The 12,725-nt window shown below is 63.5% G+C and carries 8 protein-coding genes; 7 read left to right on the top strand and 1 reads right to left on the bottom strand.

All coding sequences use genetic code 11. The features are described from left to right. Positions 1-78: 78 nt before the first annotated feature. Together GGQ80_RS18780 and GGQ80_RS17160 are read left to right on the top strand one after the other, a co-directional pair. On the top strand, positions 79-1,251 hold the full coding sequence (locus GGQ80_RS18780) for a cytochrome P450 (protein ID WP_343051087.1): 1,173 nt from the start codon (positions 79-81) through the stop codon (positions 1,249-1,251). A 77-nt stretch (positions 1,252-1,328) separates the two neighbouring features. Then, on the top strand, positions 1,329-2,063 hold the full coding sequence (locus GGQ80_RS17160; protein ID WP_343051086.1) for an enoyl-CoA hydratase-related protein: 735 nt from the start codon (positions 1,329-1,331) through the stop codon (positions 2,061-2,063). A 6-nt stretch (positions 2,064-2,069) separates the two neighbouring features. Here GGQ80_RS17160 and GGQ80_RS17155 read toward each other — a convergent pair whose 3' ends face one another. Continuing rightward, a complete protein-coding gene (locus GGQ80_RS17155; RefSeq protein WP_183987145.1) occupies positions 2,070-3,548 on the bottom strand; it encodes an acetyl-CoA acetyltransferase in 1,479 nt (492 codons plus the stop codon). A 98-nt stretch (positions 3,549-3,646) separates the two neighbouring features. Here GGQ80_RS17155 and GGQ80_RS18775 point away from each other — a divergent pair, with 98 nt between their 5' ends. From GGQ80_RS18775 to GGQ80_RS17130, 5 genes are all read left to right on the top strand, one after another. After that, positions 3,647-5,239, top strand: a complete 1,593-nt coding sequence (locus GGQ80_RS18775) for a GMC family oxidoreductase N-terminal domain-containing protein (RefSeq protein WP_183987143.1) — start codon at positions 3,647-3,649, stop codon at positions 5,237-5,239. A gap of 24 nt (positions 5,240-5,263) precedes the next feature. After that, on the top strand, positions 5,264-6,841 hold the full coding sequence (locus GGQ80_RS17145; RefSeq protein WP_183987141.1) for a serine hydrolase domain-containing protein: 1,578 nt from the start codon (positions 5,264-5,266) through the stop codon (positions 6,839-6,841). Positions 6,842-7,328: 487 nt separating this feature from the next. Further along, positions 7,329-10,121 (top strand): TonB-dependent receptor plug domain-containing protein, encoded by a 2,793-nt coding sequence (locus tag GGQ80_RS17140; protein WP_221364475.1) that lies wholly within the window; start codon positions 7,329-7,331, stop codon positions 10,119-10,121. Between the two features lie 89 nt (positions 10,122-10,210). Then, on the top strand, positions 10,211-12,100 hold the full coding sequence (locus tag GGQ80_RS17135) for a gamma-glutamyltransferase family protein (protein ID WP_183987137.1): 1,890 nt from the start codon (positions 10,211-10,213) through the stop codon (positions 12,098-12,100). A gap of 149 nt (positions 12,101-12,249) precedes the next feature. Then, positions 12,250-12,725 (top strand): IS6 family transposase (locus tag GGQ80_RS17130; RefSeq protein ID WP_183987135.1); only part of this gene is annotated, 476 nt, incomplete at its 3' end.

The following is a 12,725-nucleotide window of genomic DNA, read 5'->3' as shown; positions in this document are numbered from 1 at the left end:
AGGAAAGGAGAGAATGTCGTGCACGTCGAAGCCGTCACCGTAACGCCCAAGCCCGAACACGTCCCCGAGGCGCTGGTGATGGATTTCGACATCTATCATGATCCGCGCCTGCTCAGCGACGTCCATGCGGGCTATCGGCAGCTGCAGCTCGACGCGCCGGACGTTTTTTGGACGCGGCACAATGGCGGACATTGGATGATCACGCGCCATGACCTGATCCAGCAGGTGATGCGCGATTTTGAACACTTCTCGAACAAGGAACTCGAGGTCCCCAAGACAGAAAGTCCGTTCGTGGCGATCCCGATCAATCTCGATCCGCCCGAACACACGACCTATCGCATCATGCTGTCGAAGCATTTCGGGCCCAAGGTCGTGGCGGGGCTCGATGCCAAGATGCGCGAATGGGCGAACCGGCTGATCGACCGGGTCTATGACCGTGGCGAAGTCGACTTCGCCGAAGCGCTCGGCGCGTCCTTTCCGGTGTCGATCTTCATGGAGATGGCGGGCATGCCGCTCGACCGGCTCGAGGATTTTCGCCTGTTAGTGAAGGATTTCTTCGGGCACCACAGTCGTGAGTATCACGTCGATCTGCAACGCCGGATCGTCGGCGAAATGGAAGCGATCATCGACGATCGTATCGCCAATCGACGCGACGACCTGGTCAGCCGGCTCGTCGACGAGAGCGTGCAAGGTCGTCCGCTGACCCGCGACGAACTCAAATCGGTCCTCTTGCTGCTGTTCCTCGCAGGGCTCGATACCGTCGCGAACGCGATGACGTTCGCGTTCCGCAATCTGGCCGAGCGGCCGGACCTTCAGGAACGGCTACGGTCCGACCCGACGGCGATCCCCAACTTCGTCGAAGAGTCGCTGCGCCGGTTCGCCATCGTCAACGGCGTGCGGCTGGTGAAGCAGGATGTCGCTCTGGGCGGCGTTCAGTTCCGCAAGGGCGACATGATTATCGCGCCACTGACCCTCGTGGGTCTCGACGATCGGGCCAATCCGGATCCCACGAGCTTCGATGTCGATCGCGCCAAACGGCGGCACCTGACCTTCTCCACGGGGCCGCATATCTGCCTCGGGCATTATCTCGCCCGGGCCGAAATGCGGGTCTTCGTCGAGGAATTCCTGCGTCGGATTCCAGAGTTTCGCATTCAGACGGGGTATGAGCCGCACTTCCGGGCGGGCCTGGTGATGGCGCTCGAGAATCTTCCGCTCGAATGGCCGGTCGAGCGCCGCGCCGAGGCCGCCTGATAGTGGCGAGCGAGGCGGCTCTCCCGTCCACTGAGACAACCAGCTTCGTCAGCGTGGAGCGGGACGGGCCTTTGACGGTGATCACGCTGGCGCGGCCGGAAAGTCTCAACGCCCTACACACGGCGGCCCACAACGAACTCGCCGCCGTGTTCGACAATTTCGCTGCTGATCCCGATCAATGGGTTGCGATCGTCACCGGCGCTGGTCGCGCCTTCTGCGCTGGCAACGACCTCAAATATCAGGCCGCTGGCGGCAGCTTGGATCGGCCGCCGTCGGGGTTCGGGGGGCTTACCAGCCGCTTCGATCTCGACAAGCCGGTGATCGCCGCCGTCAACGGCTTGGCCATGGGTGGCGGCTTCGAGATCGCGCTGTCGTGCGACATTGTCGTTGCCGCTGAGGACGCCCAGTTCGCCTTTCCCGAACCGCGAGTGGGGATGGCGGCGTTGGCCAGTGGCCTTCACCGGTTGCCACGTACGGTCGGCTGGCAGGCAGCGATGGGGATTATCCTTACCGGCCGCCGGCTATCCGCCGAAGAAGGACGGCAGCTCGGGTTCATCAACGAGGTCGTGCCGCGCGAGCAGGTCATGACGGCGGCGCGACGTTGGGCTGCGCAAATACTCGAATGCAGCCCTTTGGCGGTGCGTGCAGCCAAGGAAATAGCGCGCGAGGGCTTGAACCATGCATCGCTCGAACAGGCGATCGCCGGCCAACGCGGAGGAGGCGCACTACGCGCGATGTTGGCGTCCGACGACTATGGCGAGGGTCCGCGCGCCTTTGCCGAAAAGCGCCGACCGCAATGGACCGGGCGCTGACGACCGTCATAAGACGAAGTGCGGTACCACGTCAGAGCCATCCTGAATAAGACCGCGGCGACCGATCGGATTGCCGCCGCGTAGAGCATCGAGCGTTCCCTCGTCCGCCGCGTCGATCTTGGCTGCAACGCGAGCGTTCGTTGGGGTGCGTGCGATCGCGATACCGTGGCGGACTTGCTCGTCCCGGTCGTAGAGTATGGTATAGGTTTCAAGCTGGACTGGGCCGCGATACCGCTGGTTCAACGTCGGGGCCGCCTCTGTCAGCGCCCGCTCCAACTCGATGTGCCGATAATCTTGCCGCAGCGGTTCGTCGGGCTGAGCACGGCCGAGGAGGAGGGCATGGTGCTTCGTCACGTATTCGCCCTGTCCGTACAGCATCCCGAACGGCGTTCCTGCCCGTATCCGCTCGACCATCGCGACGGCTGCATGGGTCATGTAGTTGTTTAACGGTGCGCCAAAGAAAGTCAGTCCGCCTGCGACACTGGTGGTGTGATCAGCCGGCAGACCCAATAGCCGTCGCGCCATCTTGGGCACGCAGGGAAAGCAGCTGTACAGCTCGACTGTGTCGACAACACTAGGCGCGAGCAGCGTAACGTCGGACAGCACAGCCTCCATCGCCGCTGACGCCGAATAGGTCCGCCGCGCCAGGATATCGCGCGGCTCGTCCGCTGCCGATCCGCCGTGGATGTAGACAAGTCGATCATCGGCAATGCCAGCCTTGCGGGCATAGGCAAGGCTGGTGATCACTACCGCCGCCCCCTGATTGACGATAGGATTGGCGACCATCAGCTTGCGATATGGCCAGGCGATAAGGCGATTGCCCTGCCCGGGCGACAGAATATCCGCTGTGGAGACCGGACGCTTGATCCACGCCGTAGGACGGAGTCGGGCTACCTGAGCGTTGCGTGCCCAGACCGCCGCACTTTCCTCTTCAGCTTCGTCGATACGTTGGCCCCAAGCGGCGCGGGTCGCGTTCTCATACAGCGGATAGACATTGACCGGGCTCGTCAGCTCCAGCGCGCGGGCAACCGCATTCTGATGATCCCCGCCGCGGATCGGCCGATGATCGTGGTCCATGGGCGGCCAGGGAAGCGGTTCGCCCGATCGGCGCGCGTGGCGGACGCTATCCTCGGCCTCGCCGCCGACTACCGCAGCGACGGTCGCCTCGCCTGCTTGGATTGCTAGCGCCGCCTCGTGGATCGCAAAGAGAGGCGTCTGCCCGCCGACCGGGTAATAGCGCGCGGCGACGTTGGGCCGATCGATGCGATGGCGGACTTCGGCAAGGGGGTCAGGGTAGGGCCACGAAATTTCGTTGACGATATCCAGCCGATCGAGTGCGGTGATTATCGACACCCCAGCGTCGCGTTCGGCGAGCCTCAACGCAGCAGCCATCAAGCCAGCGGGATCAATCGCTGCGGCCACATCAGCGGGACGGTCTGCCACCTCGCCGATGCCGACGATCACCGCAACATTTTCATCGCCCATCCAAATTTTCCTAGCGAACGAAGGCAACATTCTTTATCAAGAACGTCGTTCTCGCACGAAAATGACTCGGCGAAAAGCCGCGCGGGACGGGAGAGGTCGTGGAGCGCTTCGATATCATTATCGTCGGCGGTGGCGCGGCGGGATGTGTTCTGGCCAACCGCCTGTCCGATATGGAAGAATGCCGCGTACTGCTCATCGAGGCAGGGCCATCCGATCGCCATCCGATGATCCACATGCCGAAGGGGGTGGGCCGGATTCTTAGCGACCCGCGCTATGTCTGGCCGTTCCGCGTCGGGCATGCAGAGGGAGCGAATGTGCCGCCTGCTTTCTGGGTGCGGGGCAAGACCCTGGGTGGATCGTCCTCGACAAACGGTATGATGTATGTCCGCGGCCAGCCCGCAGACTATTCCGACTTTGCTGTGGCCACGAGCGAGGATTGGAACTGGTCTGCGATCGAGGCCGCCTATGATGGAGTTGAGCGGTATCTCAAGGTATCGCAGCCGGTGCGCCATCAGTCGGCGCTCGATCGCGTCATCGCCGCCGCCGAGAAATTGGGGCTTGCGCGCGCCGACGATCCAAACCGGCCCGATGACCAGGCCAAGGTCGGCTATTGCCCGCAAACGGTCTGGCGGGGTCGACGGCAAAGTGCAGCGGTCGCCTTTCTCGACCCGGTTCGTCGCCGCGCGAATCTGACCGTCCGCACCGGGATTACCGTCGATCGCGTCGTCTTCGAGCGCGGTCGCGCGATCGGCGTCGAGGTAATCGGATCGGCCGGACGGGAGGTGGTTGCCGCCAACCGCATCATCCTGGCCGGCGGGACCTTCGGTTCGCCCGCTGTTTTGCAGCGATCGGGTATCGGCGACTCGGGCCTGCTGAAGCGACTGGGCATTCATGCGGTCGTGGATAGGCCCGCCGTCGGACGTAATCTTTTCGAGCATTGCGCCATCACCGTGCAGTGGCGTCTAAACGCTCCGGTGTCTCGCAACGCCGATTATGGCGGCTGGCGACTAGGACTTCATGCTGCGCGTTGGTTCGTCGCCCGCGGAGGTCCTCTCGGAACCGCGACGTTCGATGTTGGCGGCTGGTTCTCGACCGACGGATCGTCGAGGCCGAACGCACAGTTTCTTGCCGCGCCTCACAGCATCGATCGCTCGAAGAAGACGATGGCGACCGAGCCGTTCCCAGGTATGCAGATGGTGATCTATCCTCTGCGGCCACGCGCACGTGGGTCGATCGCCATCACCTCACGGAACCCGGAAGATCTGCCGACCGGCGCGCTCGACTATTTCGCCGACGCCGATGACCGGCGCGAACTCGTCGAGACGCTCCGTTGGATCCGCCGCCTCGCTGCTACCGCTCCGCTCGCCGACATCATCGCGGAGGAGACACGGCCGGGTCCTCAGGTCGCCGGCGACGACGAGATCATCGAGGCATATCGCTCGCTCGGGACACCCGGATACCACGCCGCCGGAACGTGTCGAATGGGAGCCGACGCCGACGCAGTGGTCGACTGTTCTACCCGCGTGAACGGCGTCGACGGCTTGCATGTCGTCGACCTGTCGATCGCCCCCGTCATGCCCGCAGGAAACACGTTCGGACCGGTTTGTGCGCTGGCTTGGCGCGCAGCCGATCTGATCATCGCGCAGCATCATCACGACCAACGCAGAACGGCAACACGCCAGGCCGCATGAGCCTGGGACGAGAGGAGTGTCATCATGAAGCTACTGCATCGTATCGACGCAAAGCGCTCGCGCCTCCGTGCGGCGTTGATTGCCGCTCCCATCGGCGTTCTCGTCGCCGCCGCAACGGCCAGCGTAATCAGCTTGGATAGCAGCACGGGGACTAGCGGCGACGTGCCGGTCGTCAGCGGTGGCGCAGCGGCCGCAACAACCAGTCTAGCCTCGGCCCTGCCTGTACTGGGGGGCTCGGGTGGCCCTTCCGATTGTGCGATGACCCGAACCGGCGAATACCAGCGCAGCGATCCCGCGGCCGTCGGTTTGGACCCGCAGAGGCTAGCCGAGGCGCTGAACTATGCATCGGCGAATGGGTCGTTCACGATCAAGGTTTTCCGGCACGGCTGCCTGGTCGGCGAAGGATTGCGTGATGCGCTGTTTGAGCGAGCGCCGGCGGACAACTGGGGTCAGACGAAGACGGTCGTAGCGCTGCTCACCGGCATTGCGGCGGACAAGGGCTGGGTGGATCTTGACGCCCCCATCGGCACGTATCTTCAACCTAATCTCGGAGATGCACCTCATCGCGCCGTGACACTTCGACAGCTGCTCTGGGCGTCCTCCGGCGCGGAAGTGAACCAGGTGCGGGGGCTCAACTTCTTTGGTGATGTCAGCCGGGTGCGTGATTGGTTTGCCCAGCCAATTACCCGCGCGCCGGGAACCTATTATTTTTACGATCAAACGGCCACATCGGTGATCGTCTACGTCATCGAGAAAGCCATGGCGCGTGCCGGCAAGCCGATGGACTATCAAGATTTTGCTCAGAGCTATCTCTTCGACAATCTTGGTATTCCGAAATCGGCTTATTTTTGGCAGCGCGACCGATCGGGAACCACATCAGGCTACTCGCAGCTCTTCATGCGTCCGCTCGAATTCGGCCGATTTGGTGAGTTGATCCTCCGCAACGGGTCTTTTCAGGGGCGGCAGGTCATCTCGACCGGCTACATGGGTCAGTTCGCGACACAGGCCCCCACAAATTGCGGATATACCTTCCTGACATTCACCAATGCGTGCCGTGCCGGCCAAACGCGAGTGAATGTCGGCGTGCCGACCCGCATCGAGCGCGACGGCCGGCCGTGGATCGCCAGTGCTCCAGCGAACATGCTGTTCACCGATGGCGTCGGCGTCCGGCTTTGGGTGATACCGGAGCTAGACATGGTCATCACGCGATCGGGAGAGCAGGAGTTCGATGCAGCCCCTGCCATATCGTCACTAGATGTCGACAACGTCGTACCCGGTCGCCCCGGCGCAAAAGGGACGCACGACTTCTTCAGGCTGTTGATGGCTGCCGTCACAGACATGCCCGCCACCGTACGCGCAACGATCCTCAACTCAGGTCCCTATGATCAGCCGCCCGAAGTAAGCGGGCTTGATTTGATTCAGTACATTAATCAGCCCACCGCTCCCATTGAGAGCTACTCAGGCTTTCTTCTTCCCGGTCAATGCGATCCATTCGGATGCGCCGACGAAAACAACGATGGGCTAAGCAAATTGGTGCTCGACGCGCCAAGGACATTGCCGGGGATAGTCGGTTTGAAGCAGCGTCCCGATGGTGGTCTCTAACGGGCGGCGTCAGTCTGATTGCACCCTTTGTAAGGCGAGGCGAGGTAGGGCTAGCGCCGTGCCTCGCCCGCGCAAGCCGTCAGCCTTTCGTCGCTGCTAAAGCACTGCCTTTGGCTAATCCGGCCGGCGTGAGCTATTTCGCGCCTCTTACGGATCGACGAAAGAGCGCAGATAATCAGCAATAGGGCCGATCAAAGAGCCTTTCCTTAGCTAATCTACGGCGCTTGGATGTGGAAACGCATCAAAAATTCGTTATCGGCCGCTTGACGCTTCAAAAAGTGCGTAGCAGCATGTTGCGTCGCAGCATCGCGATCCGGGGGGTAATTCAATGCGCAACACCGATTTACGCAAGGAAGCACGATGCCTTTCGGGCGGCGCAGTGATGGCGTACGTCCTGGCGACGATGGTCCCCAGCGCGGCTGTTGCCCAAGCCAACTCGGCGACGGCGGTAGATCGATCGAGCGCTAGCGCTCTGCCGCAAGCCAACATGTTGGCCGTCGCCGCCGAGCAGCAAGATACGCAGGACGCCCCAGCTGAGAATGACGACGTCATCGTCACTGGTTCGCGCATCGTACGCGACGGTGCCCGCGCACCGACGCCGACGACGGTTCTGTCGCGCGACGAGATCCAGCAGCGTAACCCGACCAACATCGCAGACTATGTCCAGCAGCTGCCCTCGCTGGGTATAGGTAACTCCACGCGAACGACGACGCTGTTCGCCAATTCGACTGGGGGCGCGAACCAGCTGAGCGCCCGCGATCTGGGCGTCACGCGCACCTTGACCTTGCTCGATGGACGACGTGTCGTTGGGTCGGGGCTCTCGCCTGCCGTCGATGTCAATCTGCTGCCGCAGAATCTGGTGAGCCGGGTCGACGTCGTTACAGGCGGCGCGTCGGCGGCCTATGGCTCCGATGCGGTCGCGGGCGTCGTCAACTTCATCCTCGATACCGGTTTCACCGGCATGAGGGCGAATTTTACGTACAGCGGGACCGAACAGGGGGGCGGCCGGATCGTCACCGGCGATGTCGCAGCGGGCAAGAAGATCGGCGAGCGCGGCCACCTGCTGCTCAGCGGGCTCTACTACAAGGGCGAAAAGATCGACTTCTACGATGATCCGCGCAGCTGGTTTGAGCCTGGGCTGCGCCTGCTCAACAATCCCGACTGGACGGCCACAAACGGGCAGCCCGGTCAGATCGTCCGCTTCGATGCGGGCTACAACAGCACCCCTGGCGGCGTCATCGCGTCCGGACCGCTGCGGGGAACCAATTTCTTGCCGGGCGGACAGATCGGCCAGTTCGTGTTCGGCCCCATTCAGCAGGGACAGGTGCAGGCGGGCGGCACGGTCGAGTCGCTGCCGATCCGCGGCGCCCTGCTGCCGGAGGACGAGCATTGGAGCGTCTACGGCCGCTTCGCCTATGAGCTGACCGACGACATCAGCGCGATCTTCGAAGGCAGCTATGCCGGCAACGACACGGTGAACTGGTCGGCCGTGTACAACAGGCAAGGGGCGACCGCGATCACGGTCAACCGGAGCAATCCATTTCTGCCCGCCGCGATCCAGCAGGCGATGGACGCGAACCGCATCACATCGTTTCAGCTTAACCGGCTGTTCTACGACGTCGTAAACAGGCCCGACCAACATATCGGCGAAGCCGGCTACAACCGGCGGCAGGATCGCATCCTCGCGGCGCTGGAGGGCAAGTTCGCAGGCAAAGGTCGCTGGCGTGCTTATTATCAGCGTGGCCATAGCGACGTCTGGTACACCCGCGACAACAACATCATCCTCAGTCGTTTCGCGCTAGCCCTCGATGCGATCGCCAATCCAGCAACCGGAGGGGTAGCCGGCGTCGCTCCCGGCACGCCGATCTGCCGGTCGCGGCTGACCGCGCCGGGGAACGGCTGCGTTCCGCTCAACATCTTTGGCGAGGGGTCGCTGGGCAGCGCCGCGATCGCCTATGTCACCGGCGTGAACGAGGGGCTGCGCACCCGCCAGGATCTGGACATCGTCCAGGACATCTTCTCCTTCGATGCTCAGTACGAACCCGTCTCGACATGGGCGGGTCCCGTATCGGTGGCCGCCGGTTTCGAAGGCAGGAAGGAGAGCTTCACCGCGACGGCGGATGCGCTTTCCGTCGCCTCTGCCTGGAACGTCGGCAATTTCAAGCCAGGCGGCAACGGCTATGCCGTGCGCGAGGGGTTCGTCGAGACACTGGTCCCACTGATCCGCGATTCAGTGATCGCGCGCTCGCTCGACTTCAACGGCGCGGTTCGCCTGACAGACTATTCGACGAGCGGCACGGTGACGACGTGGAAGGCCGGTGCCACCTGGGACGTGAACGGTCATTTTCGCGCTCGCCTCACCCGGTCGCGCGATATCCGCGCACCCAACCTCAACGATCTGTTCGCGCCGAGCAGCCAGTTCGTAAACGCTTATTTGGATCGCACCCAGACCGGCAGCCCCCAGGTCCCGAACATCACCCTCAACGGGGGCAATCCCAACCTGAAGCCGGAGATCGCCGACACATGGACGGTCGGCGGTGTCTTCACGCCGCGCTTCCTGCCGGGGTTCAGCCTGTCGGTCGATGCCTACAAGATCGATATCCGTGACGCGATCGTCGCGCTCGGCGCACAGGCGATCATCGATATTTGCTACGGCTTCAATCGCCCGCAGAACACGGCCGCCTGCGACAGCATCATTCGCGCGCCGGGGGCGAGCAACCTCGTCAACGCCACCATTCTCACCAGCGGCGTCAATGCGCAGAATGTGTCGGTCGCGGGCATCGATTACGAGGCAAGCTATCGGACGAGGCTGGACCGGCTGCACTCGTCCTTGCCGGGTGCGATCGATCTGCGCCTGCTGGTGTCGCAGCGGACCAAGGACGAGACCAATCTGCCGGGCGATGTGCAGCCCCCGACACTTGGGACCTTCGCCAGCCTGAAGTGGCGCGGCCTGCTGACCGCCAGCTATGCGGTTGGCCCGAGTAGGACGACGGTCACCACCCGCTACCTGGGGCCGGGACGCATCACCAACCAGCCGGTGACGGCGCGGCTCGGCATTCCCGACCAGTACAACAAGTTGCCCGAGGTGTTCTACGTCGAGCTGGCGCAGAATGTCGACGTGACCGTCGGGGATGCCAAGTTCACGGTGTTCGGCGTGGTCGAGAATCTCTTCGACCAGGACCCGCCGTTGATCCCGTCCAGCGGCACGTCCTTCGGCTCCAACGCGCCATACGATCTGATCGGACGAACCTTCCGCGCAGGGTTCCGTATACGCCTTTGATACCGCGATGGCGCCATTCGCGCGTCGATCGCCCTTGTGCTTGTTCACCCGGCTGGTGAGGATGCACAGCAACAGCTGGAGCAATCCCTATGCATCGTCGATCCTTTCTTGCCGCCGTACCGGGCGTGGTGCTGCTGCCCGGCTCCGCCTTCGCGGAGGCGCAGCAGACCGGCGCCGGCGTTGCGGGTTCGCAAGGGGCGCCGGGGCCAGGGCAAGGGGGGGCGGCGACACCAGCAACGCCGGCTCTTCCCAAGCGGTGGGTAGCCGGCACCGACCGGTTTCTGCGCCCGGATGTCGCTGCTGGCGATCGGCCCGTTGGCGCGAGCTTCGCCTCACGCACGGCAGCCTATGGCCTCAACGGCGCTGCGGGAACGGCGCATCCGCTGGCGACGCAGGCTGGGATCGACATGCTGCGCCGGGGCGGATCGGCGGTGGATGCCGCCATCGCGATCAATGCCTGCCTCGGTTTTCTCGAACCCACGTCGAGCGGCATCGGCGGTGACGCCTATGCGATGATCTGGGATCCGAAACAGCGAAAGGTCGTGGGCCTGGCAGGATCCGGAGTGTCGCCAAGGGGCCTCGACCTTGCGACGGTGCAATCGCGAGCACGCGGCGGTGCGCTGCCGCCGCTGGGCGCGGTGACAGTGTCCGTGCCGGGCGCGGTCGACGCGTGGTGGACCCTGCACAAGCGTTATGGCCGGCTGCCATGGGCGCAGTTGTTCGAGCCGGCGATCGCGCATGCCGAGGCGGGGGCGCCGGTGCCCGACATCATTGCCTATTATATCCGGCGCAGCATGGCCGCGTTCCGCCGGCCGGGCGCCGGTATCGAAGAGACGGCGAACGCGCTCAGGACCTATGGCCTCGCCGACGGCAAGGGGCCGGCAACCGGGCAGATATTCCGCAATCCCGACCTTGCCCGTACCTATTGCGCGATCGCGCAGGGCGGGCGCGATGCGTTCTACGACGGCGACATCGCGAGGACGATCGATCGCTACTTCAGGCGGATCGGCGGTTGGCTGCGTTTCGAGGATCTTGCCGCCCACCGATCGGAATGGATCGAGCCGCATCGTACCGCCTATCGGGGTGTCGACGTGCATGCGCTCGGCGCGAACACGCAAGGCATCGCGACGCTCCAGATGCTGAACATCCTCGAGACGTTCGATCTTGGCGACGAGGGGTTCCAATCGCCATCGTCAATCCACCTCCAGGCGGAGGCGAAGCGGCTCGCCTATGAAGACCGGGCGCGCTTCTATGCCGATCCGCACTTCAGCAAGGTGCCGGTCGAGTGGCTTATCTCGAAGGAATATGCCCGTCAGCGCGCGAAGCTGATCCGGCGCGATCGCATATTAGATCCTGTTTATCCCGGGCAGGCGCCCAGCCGCGGGGACACCACGTACTTCAGCTGTGCCGATAAGGACGGCATGATGGTATCGATGATCCAGTCCAACTTCCGCGGCATGGGTTCTGGTCTGGTCGCCGACGGGCTCGGCTTCATGTTCCAGGACCGCGGGCAGCTCTTCAGCCTGAAGGACGGCCATCCCAACGTCTATGCCCCCGGCAAGCGGCCGTTTCAGACGATTATTCCCGGCTTCGCGACCCGTGGGAGCGATCCGTGGATGAGCTTCGGGGTAATGGGCGGCGACATGCAGCCTCAAGGACAGACTCAGATCATCGTCAATCGCGTCGACTATGGCCTCGAGATCCAATCGGCAGGGGATGCGCCGCGCTGGCATCACGAGGGTTCGTCGCAGTCTATGGGCGAGGATGGCCCCGGGATGGGACCTCGCGGACTGCTGCGGCTGGAGACAGGTGTGCCTGCGGCCACCCGGCAGAGTCTCGCCGACATCGGCTGGACGATCGGCGAACCCGATGGAGGCTTCGGTCGCTACGAATGCGTAGAGCATCGTATGGACGGCGGGACGCGTGTCTACGCTGCGGCGAGTGAGATGAGGGCCGACGGCTGCGCTCTCGCCTATTGAAGATTCAGCATAGTGAAAGCCGGGGCCCTGTCAGTCCAAATGCATCTGCTGGTAAGGGCGCCCTTTTAGAAGCCGTTTATGCCTCGCAGGGGCTCCGTCAAACCAAACGTACCGGTGCTCAGGCGAGCCGATCGGGGTAGGGCAGGGTCATGCCGCGCGCCCGTAAGCCAGCCTCGCCGTTCCGCTACTTCAACTCGTCGCCCGAGGTGATCCGGCTGGTGGTGATGATGTACGTCCGCTTCCCGTTGTCGCTGCGCAACGTGGAGGATCTGCTCTTCGAGCGTGGGATCGACATCTGCCACGAGACAGTCCGGCTGTGGTGGAACAGGTTCGGCCCGCTATTCGCCGGTGACGTCCGCCGCCATCGGGTAAGCCGGATGCGGGGCTTTCGCCACTGGCGCTGGCACCTGGACGAGATGTACGTGAAGCTAAACGGTGAGATGGTCTACCTGTGGCGGGCTGTCGATCATGAGGGTGAGGTGCTCGAGAGCTACGTCACCCGGACCCGCGACAAGGCGGCGGCACTGAGTTTCATGAAGAAGGCGCTGAAGCGGCATGGCTCGCCCGAGGCGATCACCACCGATGGGCTGCGCAGCTACGGCGCTGCGATGAACGAGCTCGGCAA

This window comes from Sphingomonas jinjuensis (assembly GCF_014197105.1).
In the GTDB taxonomy this organism is placed as follows: domain Bacteria; phylum Pseudomonadota; class Alphaproteobacteria; order Sphingomonadales; family Sphingomonadaceae; genus Sphingomonas; species Sphingomonas jinjuensis.
This window is presented reverse-complemented; position numbering and strand designations above follow the sequence as displayed.